This window comes from Streptomyces sp. NPDC050147 (assembly GCF_040660195.1).
In the GTDB taxonomy this organism is placed as follows: Bacteria; Actinomycetota; Actinomycetes; order Streptomycetales; family Streptomycetaceae; genus Streptomyces.
Genome location: NZ_JBFALJ010000003.1, coordinates 77,902 through 97,225 on the forward strand (window position 1 = coordinate 77,902; position 19,324 = coordinate 97,225).

21 protein-coding genes are annotated in these 19,324 nt (G+C 71.4%); 11 read left to right on the forward strand and 10 right to left on the reverse strand.

Annotation, left to right across the window (positions count from 1 at the left end; genetic code table 11):
• Positions 1-29 precede the first annotated feature (29 nt).
• The 4 genes from AB0I94_RS06910 to AB0I94_RS06925 all read right to left on the reverse strand — a co-directional run bounded on the left by AB0I94_RS06910 (position 30) and on the right by AB0I94_RS06925 (position 5,446).
• Positions 30-2,081, reverse strand: coding sequence for a beta-galactosidase (locus AB0I94_RS06910; RefSeq protein ID WP_363308387.1), 2,052 nt, complete (start codon positions 2,079-2,081; stop codon positions 30-32).
• A gap of 68 nt (positions 2,082-2,149) precedes the next feature.
• On the reverse strand, positions 2,150-3,487 hold the full coding sequence (locus tag AB0I94_RS06915) for a sugar ABC transporter substrate-binding protein (RefSeq protein ID WP_363308388.1): 1,338 nt from the start codon (positions 3,485-3,487) through the stop codon (positions 2,150-2,152).
• Positions 3,488-3,552: 65 nt separating this feature from the next.
• Positions 3,553-4,515: a carbohydrate ABC transporter permease gene (locus AB0I94_RS06920; RefSeq protein ID WP_363308389.1), complete on the reverse strand. Its 963-nt coding sequence runs from the start codon at positions 4,513-4,515 to the stop codon at positions 3,553-3,555.
• Positions 4,516-4,519: 4 nt separating this feature from the next.
• Positions 4,520-5,446, reverse strand: coding sequence for a sugar ABC transporter permease (locus tag AB0I94_RS06925; RefSeq protein ID WP_363308390.1), 927 nt, complete (start codon positions 5,444-5,446; stop codon positions 4,520-4,522).
• A gap of 295 nt (positions 5,447-5,741) precedes the next feature.
• Between AB0I94_RS06925 and AB0I94_RS06930 the strand changes: the two genes are divergently transcribed.
• The 6 genes from AB0I94_RS06930 (at position 5,742) to AB0I94_RS06955 (ending at position 11,970) form a co-directional block, all read left to right on the forward strand.
• Positions 5,742-6,746 (forward strand): LacI family DNA-binding transcriptional regulator, encoded by a 1,005-nt coding sequence (locus AB0I94_RS06930; RefSeq protein ID WP_363308710.1) that lies wholly within the window; start codon positions 5,742-5,744, stop codon positions 6,744-6,746.
• Between the two features lie 67 nt (positions 6,747-6,813).
• Positions 6,814-8,331 (forward strand): SDR family oxidoreductase, encoded by a 1,518-nt coding sequence (locus tag AB0I94_RS06935; RefSeq protein ID WP_363308391.1) that lies wholly within the window; start codon positions 6,814-6,816, stop codon positions 8,329-8,331.
• A gap of 73 nt (positions 8,332-8,404) precedes the next feature.
• Positions 8,405-8,989 carry a sigma-70 family RNA polymerase sigma factor gene (locus AB0I94_RS06940; protein ID WP_363308392.1) on the forward strand — a complete coding sequence of 195 codons (585 nt, stop codon included), beginning with the start codon at positions 8,405-8,407 and terminating at the stop codon, positions 8,987-8,989.
• Positions 8,986-9,741: an anti-sigma factor gene (locus AB0I94_RS06945; RefSeq protein ID WP_363308393.1), complete on the forward strand. Its 756-nt coding sequence runs from the start codon at positions 8,986-8,988 to the stop codon at positions 9,739-9,741. The genes AB0I94_RS06940 and AB0I94_RS06945 overlap by 4 nt, the downstream gene beginning before the upstream one ends.
• A gap of 13 nt (positions 9,742-9,754) precedes the next feature.
• Entirely contained in the window at positions 9,755-11,113 is a 1,359-nt protein-coding gene (locus AB0I94_RS06950; protein ID WP_363308394.1) for a deoxyribodipyrimidine photo-lyase, read from the forward strand.
• Positions 11,114-11,331: 218 nt separating this feature from the next.
• On the forward strand, positions 11,332-11,970 hold the full coding sequence (locus AB0I94_RS06955; protein ID WP_363308711.1) for a fasciclin domain-containing protein: 639 nt from the start codon (positions 11,332-11,334) through the stop codon (positions 11,968-11,970).
• Positions 11,971-12,066: 96 nt separating this feature from the next.
• Here the strand turns inward: AB0I94_RS06955 and AB0I94_RS06960 are convergent, their stop codons facing one another.
• Positions 12,067-12,345 carry a metal-sensitive transcriptional regulator gene (locus AB0I94_RS06960; protein WP_363308395.1) on the reverse strand — a complete coding sequence of 93 codons (279 nt, stop codon included), beginning with the start codon at positions 12,343-12,345 and terminating at the stop codon, positions 12,067-12,069.
• 92 nt (positions 12,346-12,437) lie between these two features.
• Between AB0I94_RS06960 and AB0I94_RS06965 the strand changes: the two genes are divergently transcribed.
• Positions 12,438-12,998 (forward strand): rhodanese-like domain-containing protein, encoded by a 561-nt coding sequence (locus AB0I94_RS06965; RefSeq protein ID WP_363308396.1) that lies wholly within the window; start codon positions 12,438-12,440, stop codon positions 12,996-12,998.
• Between the two features lie 69 nt (positions 12,999-13,067).
• On the opposite strand, the gene AB0I94_RS06970 is transcribed toward AB0I94_RS06965, so the two are convergent.
• The 4 genes from AB0I94_RS06970 to AB0I94_RS06985 are packed head-to-tail and all read right to left on the reverse strand — an operon-like array spanning position 13,068 to position 15,378.
• Complete coding sequence (locus tag AB0I94_RS06970) at positions 13,068-13,652, reverse strand: hypothetical protein (RefSeq protein WP_363308397.1); 585 nt, start codon at positions 13,650-13,652, stop codon at positions 13,068-13,070.
• The gene (locus AB0I94_RS06975; protein ID WP_363308398.1) at positions 13,652-14,617 is read right to left on the reverse strand and encodes a DUF6286 domain-containing protein; all 966 of its coding nucleotides are present in this window, start codon (positions 14,615-14,617) and stop codon (positions 13,652-13,654) included. Before AB0I94_RS06975 ends, AB0I94_RS06970 begins: the two co-directional genes overlap by 1 nt.
• Positions 14,614-14,799, reverse strand: a complete 186-nt coding sequence (locus tag AB0I94_RS06980; protein WP_363308399.1) for a hypothetical protein — start codon at positions 14,797-14,799, stop codon at positions 14,614-14,616. The genes AB0I94_RS06975 and AB0I94_RS06980 overlap by 4 nt, the downstream gene beginning before the upstream one ends.
• A gap of 57 nt (positions 14,800-14,856) precedes the next feature.
• Positions 14,857-15,378 (reverse strand): Asp23/Gls24 family envelope stress response protein, encoded by a 522-nt coding sequence (locus AB0I94_RS06985; RefSeq protein WP_363308400.1) that lies wholly within the window; start codon positions 15,376-15,378, stop codon positions 14,857-14,859.
• Between the two features lie 217 nt (positions 15,379-15,595).
• Here AB0I94_RS06985 and AB0I94_RS06990 point away from each other — a divergent pair, with 217 nt between their 5' ends.
• The 4 genes from AB0I94_RS06990 to AB0I94_RS07005 all read left to right on the forward strand — a co-directional run bounded on the left by AB0I94_RS06990 (position 15,596) and on the right by AB0I94_RS07005 (position 17,728).
• On the forward strand, positions 15,596-16,183 hold the full coding sequence (locus AB0I94_RS06990; RefSeq protein ID WP_363308401.1) for a sigma-70 family RNA polymerase sigma factor: 588 nt from the start codon (positions 15,596-15,598) through the stop codon (positions 16,181-16,183).
• Positions 16,174-16,803 (forward strand): Asp23/Gls24 family envelope stress response protein, encoded by a 630-nt coding sequence (locus tag AB0I94_RS06995; RefSeq protein ID WP_363308402.1) that lies wholly within the window; start codon positions 16,174-16,176, stop codon positions 16,801-16,803. Before AB0I94_RS06990 ends, AB0I94_RS06995 begins: the two co-directional genes overlap by 10 nt.
• Positions 16,800-17,147: an Asp23/Gls24 family envelope stress response protein gene (locus tag AB0I94_RS07000; protein ID WP_363308403.1), complete on the forward strand. Its 348-nt coding sequence runs from the start codon at positions 16,800-16,802 to the stop codon at positions 17,145-17,147. Before AB0I94_RS06995 ends, AB0I94_RS07000 begins: the two co-directional genes overlap by 4 nt.
• A 77-nt stretch (positions 17,148-17,224) precedes the next feature.
• Positions 17,225-17,728, forward strand: coding sequence for an SRPBCC family protein (locus AB0I94_RS07005; RefSeq protein WP_363308404.1), 504 nt, complete (start codon positions 17,225-17,227; stop codon positions 17,726-17,728).
• Here AB0I94_RS07005 and AB0I94_RS07010 read toward each other — a convergent pair.
• On the reverse strand, positions 17,711-19,282 hold the full coding sequence (locus AB0I94_RS07010; RefSeq protein WP_363308405.1) for a cytosine permease: 1,572 nt from the start codon (positions 19,280-19,282) through the stop codon (positions 17,711-17,713). The two genes, AB0I94_RS07005 and AB0I94_RS07010, sit on opposite strands and share 18 nt — an antisense overlap.
• Positions 19,283-19,324: the final 42 nt, after the last annotated feature.

The window sequence follows — 19,324 nt, forward strand, 5'->3', positions numbered from 1 at the left end:
GACGGGGTGGCGCTGAACAGGAGGGGGTGTCAGGGGGTGGGCTGTCGCAGGACGGCGACAGCCCTGGGCGGCAGGACGAGACCGCCGTCGGCGGCATCCGGGATCGCGCCGACGAGGACCTCGCCGGCCAGCCCGGGCAGCGGCACGGTCTCGTCGGTCCGGTTGACCAGGAACAGATAGCGGCTGTCGGTGCCACGGCGCACGGCCAGCTCGACGCGCCCGCGTGCGACGGCGGGCAGTTCGCTGTCGACACCGGCCGCGGCGAGGAGCCCCGGCAGCAAGGCGGCGAGGCCGTCCGCGCCGAGCCGGGTGGAGACGTACGCCGCCGAACCGCGCCCCACGGCGCGGCGGGTGACGGCGGGACGCTCCGCGTAGGTACCGCTGCGGTACCGGGCGAGCACCTCCACCGCCGGGTCCGTGACGGTGATCCGGTCGGTCCACACCGTGCCCGTGGTGGCGTTGTCCAGCGTGACGGTGTCGTCGGCGAGCAGCGGACCGAACTCCTCGACGCGGATGCCGAGCAGTTCGCGCAGCGCCCCTGGATAACCGCCGAGCCAGATGTGGTCGTTCTCGTCGACGATGCCGGAGAAGTAGGTCGTGACCAGATGGCCGCCGCCCTCGACGTAACGCGTCAGGTCCTTGGCGAGCGCCTCGGGGACCACGTGCAGCACGGGCGCGATCAGGACGTCGTACGAGGTGACATCGGTGCGCGTGGTGACGACGTCGGCGCGGACGCCGAGCGCGAGGAGCGCCGAGTACCAGTCGAGGGCCTCCTGGTGGTAGTCGAGAAGAGAGGTCGGGTGGGAGTCCTGCTCGCTCGCCCACCACGAGTCCCAGTCGAAGAGGACGGCCACGCGCGCCGGTTCGCGGCCGGCACCCGCGACGGGCGCGAGCGCCCCCAGGGTCCGGCCCAGACCGGTCACCGCGCGGAACACCTCACTGTCGGCTCCGGCGTGCGGCACCATCGCCGAGTGGTACTTCTCGGCTCCGGCCGCGGACTGGCGCCACTGGAAGAAGCACACGGCGTCGGCGCCGTGCGCGACGTGCAGCAGGGAGTCACGGGCGAGGTCGCCCTCGCGCTTGGCCAGGTTGACGGGCTGCCAGTTGACGGCACTGGTGGAGTGCTCCATGAGGAACCACGGGCGGTGGCCCGCGACGGAACTGGTGAGGTTGGCGGAGAACGACAGCTCGTCACGGGCCTGCGGTCCCGGCACCACGTAGTGGTCGTTCGAGACGAAGTCGAGCTCGCCCGCCCAGTCGGCGTAGTCCATGCCCTTGGTGCCGCCCATCACCATGAAGTTCGTGGTGACGGGAATCTCAGGGGTGAGCTCGCGCAGGACGTCACGCTCCGCGCGCAGGTACTCCTTGAGCGCGTTCGAGGAGAACCGCTTGAAGTCCAGTTGCTGGGTGGGATTGGGATGCGATGCCGCCAGCCGTGGCGGCAGGATCTGCTCCCAGTCGCTGTAGCGCTGCGCCCAGAACGCGGTGCCCCAGGCGTGGTTGAGGCCGTCGAGCGTGGTGTAGCGGGCGCGCAGCCAGTCGCGGAAGGTACGGGCCGCGTCGTCGGAGTAGTCGTAGACGTTGTGGCAGCCCAGCTCGTTGGAGACGTGCCAGGCCACGAGGGCCGGGTGGTCGGCGTAGCGCCCCGCCATCTCGCGCACCAGACGCAGCGCGTGCTCCCGGAAGACGGCCGACGTCGGCCGCCAGTGCTGCCGCGCCCCCGGCCACACCGTCTCGCCGGACGCCGTCACCGGAAGGATCTCCGGGTGCGCCGCGGTGAGCCAGGGCGGCGGGGACGCGGTGGCGGTGGCCAGGTCGACCCCGATGCCGCCCGCGTGAAGGAGGTCCATCACCTCGTCGAGCCACCCGAAGTCCCAGGTGTCCGCGGCGGGCTGGAGGCGGGCCCAGGAGAAGATCCCCACGGAGACGATGTTGACGCCGGCCTCCCGCATCAGCCGGACGTCCTCCTCCCAGACCGCGCGCGGCCACTGCTCGGGGTTGTAGTCGGCGCCGTACGCGAGCCGGGGGGTGGTGTCACCGTCCGGTCCGCGCAGCAGCCGGGACGGGAGGGTGGGGGGCATGGTGGTGGTCCTTCCGGTGTACTGCTCGGGATGGGCGGGGGTGGTCCTCGGGCCGCGGTCGGGCGGCATCACTTCTGGATGCTGAAGCCCTGCTCGGAGCCGTACTTGACCGAGGCGTCCTGCCAGGACTTCAGGCCCTTGGACAGGGGGGTGCCGGATACGTAGGCCTTGCCCGCGGTGTCGTTGAAGACCGAGTTGGCGTACACCTGGTAGGGCAGGTAGGTCCAGTCGTCGGCGACGTTCGCCGCGGACTCGGCGAAGACCTTGTTGGCCTTCTGGCCGCCGAAGTAGGGGAACTCGGTGTTCTGGAACGCCTTGGACTCGAGATCCTTGGTGGTCGCGGGGAAGGCGCCTTCCTTGAGGCGGGTCTGCACGCCCTTGCCGGAGTTGGCGTACTCGACGAAGGCGTAGGCGAGTTCCTTGTTCTTGCCGAGCTCCGGCAGGGCGAGGGAACTGCCGCCGTTCTCGGCGCTCGCCTTGTCGCCCGCGGTCCACTGCGGCAGGGGAGCCGCGCGCCAGTCACCGGAGGCCTCCTTCACGCCGGAGGCGAAGTTGGCGGGCATCCAGGCGCCGCTGGGCAGGGTCGCGATGGTGCCGTCTCCGAAGGCCTTGTACCACTCGTCGGTCCACGGGTTGATCGGTGCGACCAGCTTCTCGTCGATGAGCTTCTGCCAGGTCTCGGTGTAGGCGCGGGCGCCCTTGTCGGAGAAGTCGATGCCGACCTTGGTGCCGTCGACCTTGTAAGGGCGTGAACCGGCCTGCCACAGAAGGCTGGTGGTGAGGCCGGCCTCTCCCGTGTCGCTGGTGATGTACGCCTTCGGGTCGGCCTTGTGCAGCTTGCGGGCCGCCTGGAGGTACTCGTCCCAGGTCGTCGGCACCTTGATCTTGTGCTTGTCGAAGACCTTCTTGTTGTAGAACAGGGCCATGGGGCCGGAGTCCATCGGCAGGGCGTAGACACCGTCACCGGACTTCACCGCGTTCCACGGGCCCGGTGAGTAGGACTTGGCGAGCTTGTCCGCGCCGAAGGGGGTCAGGTCGGTGATGGACTTGGTCAAGGCGTACTGGCTGAGCGCGTAGTACTCGACCTGTGCGACGTCGGGGACGCCCTTCTTCGCCGAGATGGCGTTCTGCAGGGCCGTGTACTGGTCCTTGTTGGTTCCGGCGTTCACCAACTCGACGTCGACGGCGGGGTGTTCCTTCTCGAAGTCGGCGACGACCGTCTTGAGGGTGGGCTCCCACGCCCAGACCTTGACCTTGCCGCCCTTCTTCAGGGCCGCCTCGATGTCCGCGGACGACACCTGCTTCTGGCCGGAGTCGTCGTCGGAGCCGCCGCAGGCGGTCGCCCCCAGGGCGAGGGCGCAGAGGAGACCTATGCCGCGCAGCAGGCGGCGGGTGTTCTGGGGCATGGCGATGCTTCCACTTCTTCGTGGTCCTACAGGGGGTGGAACAGAGATCGACGGGGGTGCGGCTGTCACTCCTTGACGCTTCCGGCGGCCAGGCCCGACTGCCAGTACTTCTGGAGCAGCAGGAACGCGGCGATCAGCGGCACAACGGTGATCAGCGAACCCGTGATCACCAGGTGGAAGACGGGTTCGCCGCCCGCGGTCGCGGCCTGGGCGTTCCAGCTGTCGAGGCCCAGGGTCAGCGGGTACCAGTCCGGGTCCTTGAGCATGATCAGCGGCAGGAAGTAGTTGTTCCAGGTCGCGACCATCGTGAAGAGCAGGACGGTCACGGTGCCGGGCGCGAGCAGCGGAAGGGCGACCCGGAAGAAGGTGCGCAGCTCGCTCGCCCCGTCGATGCGGGCTGCCTCCATCAGCTCGGTGGGGATGGCCTCGGTGGCGAACACCCACATCAGATAGAGACCGAAGGGCGAGATGAGCGAGGGGATCAGGACGGCCCAGGGAGTGTCGGTCAGGCCCATCTTGCTGAACATCAGGAAGGTCGGCACCGCCAGAGCCGTACCGGGCACGGCGACGGCGCCGATGACGACGGCGAAGACGGCGCGCTTGCCGGGGAAGTCGAACTTCGCGAGGGCGTAGCCGCCGAGGACCGCGAGGAAGGTGGCGCCCCCGGCGCCGATCACGACGTACAGCAGGGTGTTCAGGAACCAGCGGGTGAAGACGCCGTCGTCGTACGTGAAGGTCGCGCTGATGTTGTCCCACAGGGCGAAGTCCCCGTCGAACCACAGGCCGAACGAACCGGCGAGCCCCTCCTGGGTCTTGGTGGCGCTGATGACCAGCCACAGCAGCGGTATCAGGCTGTAGAGCAGGACGAGGCCGGTGAGCACGGTGAGCAGGACGCTGCGCCGGGGGCGGCCCGCGCTGTGCTGACGGGAGGTGTGGACGCGAGGGGTCCGCAGGCGCGGTGGGGTGCCCGGGGCGCGGGCGGGGGCGGTCGGGGGAGCGGTGGTGACGGGGCTGCTCGGTCCGGTCATCGGGTCACGCTCCCTTGCGCATGCCGCGCAGCTGGACGACGTAGGCGATGACCATGGTGATCAGGCCCATGACGATGGCGACCGTCGCGGAGTAGTTCTGCTGCTGTCCCGAGAAGGACAGTGAGTACGTGTAGAGGTTCGGGGTGTAGTCGGTGGTGATGGCGTTGGGCGCGAGGTTCTGCAGGATGCTCGGCTCGTTGAACAGCTGGAAACTGCCGATGATCGAGAAGATCGTGGCGATGACCAGCGCACCGCGGATCGCGGGGAGTTTGATGGCGGTGATGACGCGGAGCTGACCGGCGCCGTCGATCTCCGCGGCCTCGTACAGGGAGTGCGGGACGACCCGCAGCGCGGAGTAGAAGATCAGCATGTTGTAGCCCACGAACTCCCAGGTGACGATGTTGCCGATCGACGCGAGGACCAGGTCGGGCGAGAGCGGGTCGGGCAGCGAGATGCCCAGGGCGTCGTTGATGTCGCCCACGAGCCCGAAGCGGGTGCCGTACATGAAGCCCCACATCAGCGACGCCACCACGGCGGGCACGGCATAGGGCAGGAAGACCGAGATCCGGAAGAAGTCCTTGCCGTAGAGACGGCCGCTGTCCAGGGCGAGGGCCACGAGCAGGGCGATGCCCAGCATGATCGGGACCTGGACCGCGAGAAACAGCGAGACCCGGCCCAAGGAGGCCCAGAACCGGGCGTCGGTCAGGGCCTGTTGGTAGTTGTCGAGGCCCACGAACGTGGTCCCGCCGATGAGCTGGTCGCGGAAGAGGCTCAGATAGACCGAGTAGGCCAGCGGAGCGAGGAAGACCAGGGCGAACACCGCCACGAAGGGGCCGAGGAACCCCCAGCCCGTCCAGGACCGGCGGTTCCTCGGTGCCGGCGGCCGGGCGGGAAGCCGCTCCGCGGCCCCCGGCAGGTGAAGCGTCGTCATGTCGTTCCTCGCTCGTCCATTCACTCGTCCGTCTCGGAGCAGGCGTCACGCGGCCGGATGTTTGCGTAAACATCGCCGTGCGACTAGGGCAGGAGCCGAGCAGCGCGGGGTGTTATGTTTGCGTAAACATTTCGGTGGCGGAATGTCTACACTGCCCCGATGGCGACGGTCAAGGGTCGTCGGGAAGACCGGGACACACGCGGCGAGGGAGACAGTGGAAGCGACAGAGAACACTCCGGCGAACGGCACCTCGGGCGGACGGGAACGCGCCGCGCGCCGCGGGCAGAGCGCGTCCATGGCCGACGTGGCCCGTCTCGCCGGCGTCTCCTCGCAGACCGTCTCCCGAGTCTCCAACGGGTACTCGGGCGTCACCGAAGAGACCCGGCAGCAAGTGCTCGCCGCCATGAAGGAGCTCGGTTACCGGCCCAACAGCGCGGCCCGTGCCCTCAAACGCGGCGAGTTCCGCACCATCGGCCTGATCACCTTCACCCTCTCCACCACCGGCAACGTACGCACCATCGACGCGATCGCCACCTCCGCGGCACAGGAGGGGTACGCCGTCACCCTGCTCCCCGTCGCCGTTCCCACCCAGGACGAGGTGCGGGGAGCCTTCTCGCGGCTCGGGGAACTCGCCGTCGACGCCGTCATCGTCATCATGGAAGTCCATCTGCTCGACGCCGCGGCCCTCTCCCTGCCGCCCCATGTCCAGGTCGTCGTGGCCGATTCGGACGCGGGGGACCGCTACACCGTGGTGGACACCGACCAGGCGGGCGGCACCCGCGACGCCGTCCGGCACCTGCTCGACCTCGGCCACCGCACCGTCTGGCACCTCGCCGGGCCCGAGGACTCCTACGCCGCGCAGCGCCGCGCCGACGCCTGGCGGGCGACGCTCGAAGCGGCCGGATGCGTTGTGCCGCCCCTCGTGCGCGGCGACTGGTCGGCGGAGTCGGGATACCGGGCAGGCCTGGGGATCGCCGACCAGGGGCACTGCACGGCGGTGTTCGCGGCCAACGACCAGATGGCACTCGGCCTGCTGCGCGCCCTGCACGAGCGCGGCCGCAGGGTGCCGGAGGACGTCAGCGTGATCGGCTTCGACGACATCCCCGAGTCCGGCTCCTTCCAGCCTCCCCTGACCACCGTCCACCAGGACTTCGCCGAGGTCGGGCGCCGCTGCGTGGAGGGAGTCCTGCGCCAGATGCAGCAGAGCGCCCCGGAGCGCGGCACCACGCTGGTGCCCACGCGGCTCGTCCTGCGGCAGAGCACCGCACGCCCTCCCGCCACCTCCCGCCGACCGCGCTGATCGCGCGCCACGGGCCACGACCGGGGGAGAGTGGAGGCCAGAACACCGTTCGAGGCCGGAGGCTCCCATGGACAGCGGCGAAGGCGCGCAGGGGCTGCGCTGCCTGGTGACCGGAGCGACCGGATACATCGGGGGGCGGCTCGTTCCCGAACTGCTCGACGCGGGACACCGGGTGCGGTGTATGGCCCGCTCTCCGGAGAGGCTGCGGGACTACCCCTGGGCCGGGCGGGCCGAGGTGGTGCGGGGCGACGCCTCCGACGCCGGGTCGGTCGGCGAGGCCATGCGGGACATCGACGTCGCGTACTACCTCATCCACGCGCTCGGCACCGGATCCGGCTTCGAGGAGACGGACCGGAAGGCTGCCCGGATCTTCGCCGAGCAGGCCCGCGCGGCGGGCGTACGGCGCATCGTGTACCTGGGCGGTCTCACTCCCGAGGGCATCCCGGAAGCCGACCTGTCCCCGCATCTGCGGTCACGGGCCGAAGTGGGCCGCATCCTCCTGGAGTCCGGCGTGCCGACCACCGTGCTCCGCGCCGCCGTGATCATCGGCTCCGGCTCCGCGTCCTTCGAGATGCTGCGCTACCTCACCGAGCGCCTGCCGGTCATGGTCACCCCGAGCTGGGTGCGCACCCGGATCCAGCCCATCGCCGTGCGCGACGTCCTGCGCTACCTCGTCGGCAGCGCCACCATGCCCGACGACGTCAGCCGCACCTTCGACATCGGCGGCCCCGACGTCGTCACCTACCGCGACATGATGGGACGGTACGCGGCCGTGGCGAAGCTGCCCCACCGCCTCATCCTGCCGGTGCCCATGCTGACCCCGGGCCTCTCCAGCCACTGGGTCGGTCTGATCACCCCCGTCCCGGCCTCGATCGCCCGGCCGCTCGCGGAATCCCTGCGCCATGAAGTGATCTGCCGCGAACACGACATCGCCTGCCACGTGCCTGACGCACCCGGCGTCCCGATCAGCTTCGACAGAGCGCTCTCACTGGCCCTCGAACGCGTGAAGGACGCCCAGGTCAGCACCCGTTGGTCGTCCGCCTCGGTGCCCGGCGCCCCCAGCGACCCGCTGCCCACCGACCCCGACTGGGCGGGCGGCAGCCTCTACACCGACCGCCGGGAACGGACCGTGAACGCCTCGCCCCAGGCGCTGTGGCGCGTCATCGAAGGCGTGGGGGGCGACAACGGCTGGTACTCGTTCCCGCTCGCCTGGGCGGTGCGCGGCCGGCTCGACCGGCTCGTCGGCGGGGTCGGCCTCAGACGGGGACGCCGCGACGCCCAGCGGCTGAGGGCGGGGGAATCGCTGGACTTCTGGCGCGTCGAGGAGATCGAACCAGGACGGTTGCTCCGGCTGCGGGCCGAGATGCGGCTGCCCGGCCTCGCCTGGCTGGAGATGTACGCGGACCAGGACGACAGGGGCCGCACCCGCTACCGGCAACGGGCGCTCTTCCACCCGCACGGGCTCCTTGGCCACGCGTACTGGTGGAGCGTCTCGCCGTTCCACGCGTTCGTCTTCGGCGGCATGGCGCGCAACATCACACGGACGGCCGAACAGCACACCGCGAAACCCGGCCGAAAATCGTGACCCACGGGCAATCCGGCGGCGCACCGGCTCCGAATCACCTCTGAAGGCGGCCAGCGTCCAGGAGGATCACCGGGTGAACGAAGCAGTGCACATCAGCGGGGCACCCTCCGCGGGCCCCGACTTGGCCGAGCTGCTCGGCCAAGTGGCCCGCGGCGACCAACAGGCCTTCGCGTCGCTGTACGACGCGGTCTCCTCGCCCGTCCTGGGGCTGGTGCGCACCGTGCTGCGCGACCCCGCCCAGTCCGAGGAGGTCGCCCAGGAGGTCCTGGTGGAGTTGTGGCGGACGGCCGCGCGCTACCGGCCGGAGCGGGGGAGCGTCATGAACTGGGTCCTCACGATGGCGCACCGCAGGGCGGTGGACCGCGTACGGTCCGTCCAGGCCTCGGCGGAGCGCGACCACAAGGCGGCGCTGCTCGCACGTACTCCGGACTTCGACGAGGTGAGCGAGCAGGTGGAGAACCGCCTGGAGCGCGAGCAGGTACGGCGCTGTCTGCGCGCCCTGACCGAACTGCAGCGCCAGTCGGTGACCCTGGCCTACTACCGGGGGCTGACGTATCGGGAGGTCGGCGAGCTCCTCTCCGTGCCTCTGGGGACGATCAAGACCCGGCTGCGCGACGGCCTGATCCGACTGCGCGACTGCCTGGGGGTGAGCGCATGAGCGCCGCCGACCTGCACACGCTGACGGGCGCGTACGTCCTGCACGCCCTCATCGACGAGGAACGCACGGAGTTCGAGCGGCACCTGGAGGCGTGCGAGGCCTGCGCCCAGGAGGTGCGCGAACTGGCCGCCACGGCGGGGCGGCTGGCCCGTGCCGTCTCGGTCGCCCCGCCCGCGGACATGAGGGCCGAGGTGCTGCGGCGCGTCGCCACGGTCCGCCAGCAGCCGCCGCACATCCCCACGGCGGGAAAGACCACCGGCGGCACGGGCTCGGGACGGCGCCTGTCGCGCTTCGCCCTCGCCGCGTGTCTGGCGGCGGCCGCGGGGTTCGGTGGTATCGCCGTATGGCAGCACGAGCGGGCCGACGAGGCGGGCGAACGCGCTCAGGAGGCCACGCGCCGGAGCGAGCGGCTGGCCCAGGTGCTCGCGGCTCCGGACGCCAAGGCCGCGACCGGAAAGCTCGCGGGCGGCGCGACCGGCACGGTCGTGGTGGCCAAGAGCCGTAACCAGGCCGCCTTCGTGGCGGCCGAGATGCCCGAGCCGCCGTCGGGCAAGGTCTACCAACTCTGGTTCGACGACGACGGCTCGATGCGTTCGGCCGGTCTGATGGATCCGGGCCGAAGCACCGAAGCGGTGCTCCTGGACGGCCCGGTGGACCAGGCGTCCGGCATCGGGATCACCGTGGAGCCGGCGGGCGGCTCCGAGGAGCCGACGTCCGACCCGGTGGCCGTGATGGACTTCCCCAAGGCATGAGGAGCCGCAGAAAGTGACTGTTTCGATCGTCCTGTTCACCTCCGACCTGCGCCTGCACGACCATCCGCCGCTGCGGGCGGCGCTGAACGACGCGGACCGGATCGTCCCGCTGTTCGTGTACGACGAGGGGGTGCGGGCCACGGGCTTCGCCGTACCGAACCGGCGTGCCTTCCTCGCCGACTGTCTGGAGGAGCTCGACTCGGGGCTCCGCGAGCGCGGCGGCCGGCTCGTGGTCCGCAGCGGTGACGTCGTCGACCAGATCCGCCGGGTGGTGAAGGAGACCGGGGCCGCGCGAGTACACGTCTCGGCAGGGGTGAGCCGTTACGCCACGCGGCGCGAGGAACGGCTGCGGGCCGCGCTGGGCGGCGCCGGCTGCGAACTGGTCGTGCACGACGCGGTCATCACGGCCGTCGCGCCGGGGGAGGTGCTTCCGGCGGGCAAGGATCACTACGCGGTGTTCACCCCGTACTTCCGGCGCTGGACGTCGCAAGGCGTACGGGACGTCCTGGCGGCCCCGCGCGAGGTGCGGGTCGCCGACGTGGATTCGGAGCCGGTGCTGCCGCGTGCGGAGATCACCGGCGTCTCACCGGGACTCGGCGACGGCGGCGAGAGCGCGGGGCGGCGGCTGCTGCGGTCCTGGCTGGCCGGTGGCATCGACGGGTACGCGGACGGCCAGGACGACATCGCCCGCGATGCCACGTCACGCCTCTCGCCCCACCTGCACTTCGGCACCCTGTCGGCGGCCGAAGTCATCCACGGGGCGAACCGCGAGGGCTCGCCGGGGGCGCAGGCGTTCGTCCGGCAGCTGGCCTGGCGGGACTTCCATTACCAGGTCCTCGCGGCCCGCCCGGAAGCCGCCGCCCGGGACTATCGCCCGCACGGCGACCGGTGGCGCACGAACGAGAAGGAGATCAACGCCTGGACCGACGGGCGCACCGGCTACCCCTTCGTCGACGCGGCGATGCGACAGCTGCGCCACGAGGGCTGGATGCACAACCGGGGCCGCATGGTGGTGGCGAGCTTCCTCACCAAGACCCTCTACGTCGACTGGCGGGTGGGCGCCCGGCACTTCCTGAGCCTCCTGGTGGACGGCGACGTCGCCAACAACCAGATGAACTGGCAGTGGGCGGCGGGCACCGGCACCGACACCCGCCCCAACCGGGTCCTCAACCCGGTGATCCAGGGCAAGCGCTTTGACCGGAGCGGAAGTTACGTGCGCCGCTGGGTGCCCGAACTCGCGGAGGTCTCGGACCGGTACCTCCACGAGCCGTGGAAGCTCCCGGACCGCGACCGGGCGAACCTCGACTACCCCGAACCGGTCGTCGAGCTCGCGGAGGCCCGCGCCCGCTTCGAGCAGGCCCGCGACGCCTGAACGCCCAAGGGGTGCCCGGGTGTGCGAGGGGTGGGCGTGCCCGATCGGGTGAAGGCGGATCCGTGACCAATCCGCGGCCCGGTCCGTGACGGATTCCCTGTGTGAGCGAGGAACGGAAGACGTGGGGGCGGCGCGCCGGGGCGGTGGCCCCCGTCCCCTGATGCCGCCCGCTCACGGCCGCCCCATGCATGCAACGACGCAAGGAGAAGACCATGTCCATGTACTCCACCCGAATCCGCCGTGCCGCGGTCGCCGTCGCCGCCGCCGCGGTGCTGCCGATCGCCCTGACGGCCTGCTCGGACAGCGGCGACAAGGACACCGAGGCAGCGGACTCGACGCCCAGCGCGAAAGAGAGCGCCCGGGACGACGCCAGGACCGCTGACGAGCCGTTCGGGCCGGCCTGTTCGTCGGTTCCCCAGAGCGGCGCGGGCTCCTTCGACGGGATGGCGAAGGAGCCGGTCGCCACCGCGGCGTCGAACAACCCGGAGCTGTCCACTCTGGTCACCGCGGTCAAGAAGGCCGGGCTCGTCGACACCCTGAACAACGCGAAGGACATCACGGTGTTCGCGCCGACCAACGACGCCTTCGCCAAGATTCCCAAGGCCGACCTGGACAAGGTCCTCAATGACAAGGCCCAGCTGACCAAGATCCTCACTTACCACGTCGTGGGCGAGAAGCTGACGCCGCAGCAGCTGGAGAACGGCTCCTTCGAGACGCTGGAGAAGAGCGAGCTCACGACCGCGGGCTCCGGCACGGAGTACAAGGTCGACGACGCGTCGAGCGTCGTCTGCGGCAACGTCCCGACGGCCAACGCCACGGTCTACATCGTCGACACGGTCCTGATGCCGAAGAGCTGACGGAGACCGCCGCCCCGGTCGCCTCCGCCGTCCCTGCCCCGGGACGGCGGAGGCTTTCGCCGCCCCGGAACAGGGACGGCGCAGGCTTTTCGCCGCTCAGGCCAGGGAGAGGAACAGCTTCTCCAGGCGGGCCCGCATCTCGTCGCGGTCGCCGGGGGACTGCTCACCCTCGGCCATACAGTGCTGCAGTCCCGTGGCGATGATCGCGAACCCGGCCCGGTCCAGCGCGCGGGAGACCGCGGCCAGCTGCGTGATCACGTCCTCGCAGTCCCTGCCGTCCTCGATCATCTTGATGATGCCGGCGATCTGCCCCTGCGCCCGGCGCAGCCGGTTCAGCACGGACCTCAGCTCGTCGGCTGCCAACTCCAGCTGCACGCCGCCACCTCCGTCAAGGCCTCGTTAATACCCCTGGGGGTATTGTAGCCTGCGAGGGTGAGAGCCTTGGCTCAACGAAAGGACAGCCCCACATGACTCCCCCCACCGATCTGGCGCCCGCCCAGGCGGCCGCCCGTCTGGACCACTACACCGTCATCGACGTCCGCACCCCCGGCGAGTACGCCTCCGGTCACCTTCCGGGTGCCCACAACATCCCCGTCGATCACCTGCACATGGCGCTGCCCGAGCTCAAGGCCGCCGCTGCCCGTGGCGAGCTCCTGATGGTCTGCGCCTCCGGGAACCGCTCCGCCTCCGCGTGCGATCAGCTGGCCGCCGCCGACATCCCCGCCGCCACCCTCGCGGGCGGCACCACGGCCTGGGCCGCGGAGGGCCACCCCCTGCACCCCTCGGAGGGCGCACCGACGGTCTGGCCGATGGAGCGCCAGGTGCGGCTCGCCGCCGGGTCCCTGGTGGTCCTCGGCCTCGCCGCGGGCACTCGCTTCCGGCCCGCGCGCTGGCTGGCCGCGGGTATCGGCGCCGGCCTGGTCTTCTCCGCCGTCACCGACACCTGTGGCATGGCCGCCGTCCTCGCCAGGCTCCCTCACAACCGCCCTCGCGCCGCCGACCTCCGCACCACGCTGGAAGCCCTGTAGCCCGGTAGTTCCCTGCAGTCCTGTAGCCCTGGCTTCCCGGTTCGCGGAGGGGTGCGCGCAAAGGTCCGTTCAGTGCGTGCGGCGCGCTCGGCGGGCCCGGGTCGTGAGGCGCACGTCCGCCTCCAGGACGCGGGGTGCCGCCGCCGCCCGTGCCTCGGCGATGGTGCCCTCGGCGAGCTCGCGCAGCACCGCCTCCGGTGAGCCGCCGGGCTCCAGGACCAGCGTGATGCGGGCGCGCAGCCGCCGGGGGCGCCCCAGCAGCCGTACATGGGCGCGGGCCACGCCGTCGACCGCGCGGGCGCGGTCGGCCATGACGGAGGCCAGCGCCTTGGCCGAGAGGGTCACGCCCGGCTGCCCGAGCGGTAGTTCGCGCGGCCGGCCGGTGCGGATCTGGGCGCCGGCCCAGCAGAGGAACAGGACGGTGCCGACCGCCAGCGCGGCGATCACGACCGGCGGCCACCAGCCGTGATCACGCCACCGGCCGAGCACCTCGTCGTCCAGCCACACCCGGTCGGCGCCGACACGGGGCAGGGCCGACGGCAGCCGTTCGCGGACGGGAGCGGCCGCCGAGGCCAGTACCGCTGCCGCGCCCAGAAGAACCACCGCCGCGCAGAACAGAGTTGAGCGGTTCGTACCGCTGCGGACGCGGCCCATCAGGGGGCGCTCCTCTCCGCCTCGTCCGGCCCGCTCCCGGACCGCGCCCCGGGACCGGAACCCTTCGGGGCGCGCCAGGAGGGTTCCGTGCTCAGCCGCACGCGCAGCCGCAGCGGTCCGGCGAGTCCCAACCCGGCGGCCGCCGCCTCGGCGGCCTCGGCCACCGCCCGCCGCGCACCCTGGAGTTCGCCGAAGCCGAGCCCGGCACGCACCCGTGCCGTACGGCGGCCGACCCTGACCCGGACCCGGCCGACGCCCGGTACGTCGGTCACGGCATCCCGCAGGAGGACCGCGACCGCCCGGCGGTCCAGGACCGCGCGCATCCCCCTCACAGGCGGCCGCATCGGCAGGACGCTGCGCCGGCCCGGCGTGACGGCGAGGACCAGCAGCCACACACCGAGCGCGAACACACCGATCGCCGCGAGCACACCCGTGGTGGTGGCGCCGGCCGGGCCGTGCGCGGAGAGCCACTCCATCGCGTCGACCCGCCACCGCGCGGGAGCGTTCCCGGCGGCGTGCACCGACACCACGTCGTACAGCAGCACCCCGCAGACCGCGGCGGCGAGCAGGGCCGACACCGCGACGGGCAGGCGGCGCTCGGACCACGGCCGGTGTGCGCCTACCTCGGCGTTCTGGACCCCCGGTGTGAGCCGCCCCGCGGACAACTCGTGGCGTGACAAACCCCTGACGCGGATCCGCGCCGAGGGCACGGTGAGGCCGGTGAGCCGGGCGGTGCGCTCGGCGACGTGCGACCGTACGCGCTCGCCCGACTCGTCGAGCACCGCGGGGTAGGGCAGGGTCACGGTGACGCCGACCCGGGCCCGGCGGCCGCGTACGGTCGCCGATCCTCCGCCGACCTCGACCGTGCCGGGTGCCAGTGCCTCTGTCGCGGCGCGTTCCGCGATGCGGCGCACCGCGCGGTCCGCGACGGTCGTCGTACCGCGCTGCGCCGCGGGCGTGGTCATCGCCGCTCCCGGCCGCGCCCGCCGAGGAAGGCGCGTACGTCCGTGCCGTCGTCGACGAGACGCCCCAGGACGAAGCCGACCGCGCCGAGCGCGGCGACCAGGAGGAACGCGCCGAAGCCGCCGAACCACCCGGCGAATCCCAGGGCCATGCCCGCCATCAGACCGACCAGAGCTGTGCTCACCACTCACCTCACACCACAGAAGGGGACGTCACGTCTTGGCCCGTGTGGGGCCATGCGCTACTCGACGCGTGTCTCGCCGCCGGATTCCGCGGCGTCGTCCTCGGGCAGATGGACGTCGTTGACGGCGACGTTCACCTCGACCACCTCGAGGCCGGTGATGCGCTCGACCGCCGCGATGACGTTCTCGCGCACGTCGTGGGCGACGTCCGTGATGGGAACGCCGTACTCGACGACGATGTCGAGGTCGATCGCCGTCTGCCGCTCGCCGACCTCGACCTTCACCCCGCGGCCGACGTTGGGGCGCCCGCCGGGGACGCGGTCGCGCACGGCGCCGATGGTGCGGGAGAGGCCGCCGCCCATGTCGAAGACGCCCGGGATCTCACGGGCCGCCATGCCGGCGATCTTCACCACCACGACATCGGCGATGGACGTCTTGCCCCGGGTCGCCGCCGGCTCGGCGGCGCCGGTGGCTCCGCTGACGGTGGTCGCTCCCGGCACGCTCCTGCGAGCCTCGCCGCCGAGTTCCTTCTCGCTGCCGCCGGGTGCGGCCGTTTTCGAAGTGAGGTCCTGCGTCGTCATGGTGGCGTCTCCTCGTCATCGGGGGTCGTCGGGGGTCATCGGGTGCATCGGGGTCATCTGGATCGTCGGGCTCTTCTCCTGCTCCGACCCGAGTACCCCGCGTCTGTTACGCGCCTCGCGGGAATTTCCTCGCCCGGGATGTAGCGTTCCTGGGCCGCGTAACGCGGCGGGCCCTTGGTGTGTCGTACGAGCACGACCGAAGTGAGAGGAGCCGCGTGTGCCGGGCGACCGGGGCGCAGCAGCCGACGAGGCGGACGCGTGCGCGAGACGGGACGACGGACTGCTCGCGGTGCGGGCGGCGGAAGGCGACGAGCAGGCCTTCGAGGCTCTCGTGCACCGCCACGCGCCCATGGCGCTGCGCCTGGCCACGCGCCTGCTCGGCAGCCGCCCGGAGGCGGAGGACGCCGTGCAGGAGTCCTTCGTCAGCGCCTGGCGCAAGCTGCCGGAGTTCCGCAGGGACGCGCAGTTCGGCACGTGGATCTACCGCATCGTCACCAACCGCTGTCTGAACGTGCTGCGGTCGCGGCGACCGGTCGTGGCGCTCGACGGCCTGCCCGAGCCGGCCGCTCCGGAGCACGAGGTCTCGCCCGCACGGGTGGCCGAGGGGCACGCCGCCGTGGCGGATCTGGCGCGGGCGATGGAGGGCCTCTCGGCGGAGCAGCGGGTGTGCTGGGTGCTGCGGGAGCTGGACGGCGCGTCCTACGAGTCCATCGCCGAGACAGTCGGAATCAGTACGGAGGCGGTCCGCGGCCGTGTTTTCCGGGCGCGGCGCTATCTGACGGAGGCGATGGCCGCATGGCGATGAACGAGGACGAACTACTGCCCTGCGGGCGCGAGTTGAGTGACGTATGGGAACAGCGGGAGGCGGGCGTGCCCGACCCTCACGCCGACGCCTGCCCGCACTGCGCGCAGGCGTTGGACGCGCTGCGGCACCTGGAGGGGATCGTCACCGAGGCGCGAGACACGACACCGCGGGAGCCGGACGCCTCCGCGCTCACCGGCCGTGTCATGGACGTGGTGCGTCTGGAACTGCGGCCGGGCCGGACGCTGCCGCTCGGTGACGAGGACGAGGACGCGTGGATCGTGGAGGCCGCCGCGGCCAGGACGGTCCGGGCCGCGGCCGAGTCGCTGCCGGGGGTGCGCGCGGGAAGCTGCCGCATCGGCCCGCTGGACGAGCCCGCGTCCCCCGCGCCCCCCGCGTCCGCGGGCCGCCTCGCGCGCGGCCCGGTCAGGATCCGCGTCGAGGTGCAGGCCCCGCTCACGTGGAACCTGCCGGAGGTCGCGGATCGGGTGCGTAGCCGGATCCTGCGAGCGGTGGACGACGAGCTGGGCATGCGGACCGCGGTCGTCGACGTGACGATCAGCGATCTCATCGACGACGAGAGCGACGAGAGCGACGACAGCGTGGAAGGGCGGCAGCGGTGAGTGATCGAGACGTTTCGCGCGTCCTGGCGGATGCCGTCATAGAGGCGGTCCTCGACACCCCGGGGGTGGCCTTCCTGCGGCCGGGACTCGTGGATCTCCTGAGGTCGTCGGCCGTGCTGAGGCGAGGGCTTCCGAGCACCCCGGCGGGCTCCGCCGGCGTGCAGGTGCGGCGGGAGAAGAGTGGTCGGGGCTGGAGTGTGGAGGTGTACGTCGTGCTTCACCGGGGGCGGCGGACCCTGGACGTGACACGAGAGGTGCGCTCGGCAGCGGCGAAGGCCGTGGAGCGGGTGACCGGGGAGCCGGCCGCGACCGGGATCAGCGTCACGGTCACCGGGCTCGTGTGAGCCCGGTATCACGCCTCTCAGGGGCTGACATTCAAGCTACTGGTGAGTAAGGTCGCGGGTCGAGGAACGGAGTTGTCATGACCCGCACGTTCACAGTGGCACGAAGCATCCTGGTCGAGGCGTCACCGCAGGTGGTGTACGGGCAGGTCAGCCAACCCGCTCTGATGGGGCGCTGGAGCCCCGAGAACCTCGGGGCGACCGTGCCCGGAGGCGAAGTGCCCGCCGCCGTCGGCCTGGTCTTCGAGGGGCACAACAAGCGCGGCCCGTTCCGTTGGACCACCCGCTGCACGGTGACCAAGGCGGAGCCGGGGCGGCGCTTCGCCTTCCGCGTGCACGCGATCGGACTGAAGCGCCCCCGCCTGCGTGCCCCCATCGCCACCTGGGAGTACCGCTTCGAGGACCGCGGCGGCGACACCCTGGTGACCGAGACCTGGACGGACGACAGGCGTTCCTGGCCCGCCTTCGTGACCAACGTCTTCGACCGTCTCGCCACGGGCGGGCGCACCTTCGCGGTCTTCCAGGTCGGCAACATCGACAGGACGCTGAAGAACCTCAAGCGGGAGCTAGAGAGCGCTCGTTGACCGCGAAGCGGGCTCCTCGAAGGCGGCGCCCGGCGGCCCGGTGATCGGGGCGACGGGCGTGTCGGCCGCGCGCACCCAGCGCGGGCCATCGGGCCCGTACACCCCGCGTGGCTCCGGGAACGCCGCGAGCAGGGCGAGGTAGACGATCGCCGCCACAGCCGCGCCCAGCGGGAGGCTGATGTCGGCGCCGTTCGCGAGGTCGCCAAGAGGCCCGACGAACTGTCCGGGGATGTTGGTGAACAGCACGCCGGTCACCGCGCCGGTCCACCAGCCCGTCATGCCACGCCAGTTCCAGCCGCGCGCGAACCAGTAGCGGCCGCCGTGCTGCCGGCGCGTGAAGACCTGCAGCGCCTCGGGGTCGTACCAGCCGCGCCGGGTGACATAGCCGAGCATCATGACGATCATCCACGGCACGGTGCAGGTGATGATCATCGTGGCGAAGGTGGAGATCGCCTGGACCAGGTTGAAGCCGAACCGGCCCACGAAGATGAACGTGATGGACAGGACGCCGATCAGGACGGTGGCCTGGACACGGCCGAGCCGCGGGAAGACCGAGGAGAAGTCCAGACCGGTGCCGTACAGCGCGGTGGTCCCGGTCGACATGCCGCCGATCAGCGCGATCAGGCAGACCGGCAGGAAGTACCAGCCGGGCGCGATCGCGAGGAGACCGCCGACGAAGTTGGGGGCGGCCGGGTCCATGTACTCGGGCGCCTGCTCGGCGATGATCGCCGCGGTCGCCAGGCCGAAGCCGAACGGCAGCACCGTGGCCACCTGCGAGAGGAAGGCCGCTCCCATCACCTTGCGGCGAGGCGTGGCGGCCGGGATGTAGCGCGCCCAGTCGCCCAGGAAGGCGCCGAAGGAGACCGGGTTGGAGAGCACGATCAGCGCGGCGCCGATGAAGGACGGCCAGAACAGGTCCTGGGTCGCCTGGTCGGCGTCCGGCGTGAAGATCCCGGCGTACGACGGGTCGAAGTCCCCGGCGAAGGCGACGAGGCCGAGGACGAACAGCAGGGTCGCCGCCACGACCGCGACCTTGTTGACGAGCAGCATGAAGCGGAAGCCGTAGACGCACACGGCGAGGACGAGAGCGGCGAAGACGGCGTACGCACAGCCGTAGGCCACGTCGCTCTCCGGCACCCCGAGCAGCCGGTGCGCCCCGCCGATGAGGGCGTCGCCCGAGCTCCACACCGACAGGGAGAAGAACGCGACGGCGGTCAGCAGGGAGAGGAAGGAACCGACGATCCTGCCGTGCACGCCCAGATGCGCCGACGACGAGACGGCGTTGTTGGTGCCGTTGCGTGGCCCGAACACCGCCATCGGGGCCAGCAGCAGCGCACCGATGAGCAGCCCGATGAGCATCGCCGCGAGCCCCTGCCAGAAGGAGAGCCCGAACAGGATCGGGAACGCCCCGAGCACGCAGGTGGCGAAGGTGTTGGCGCCGCCGAACGCGAGCCGGAACAGATCGAGCGGCCCCGCCGTGCGGTCCGCGTCCGGGATGCGTTCGACTCCGTGCGTCTCGACCTCGGTGACGGACGGAGATGGCTCCTTGGGCACAGAAGGCTCCCTGGGTGACGACACCACGACGTACGAGGTGCT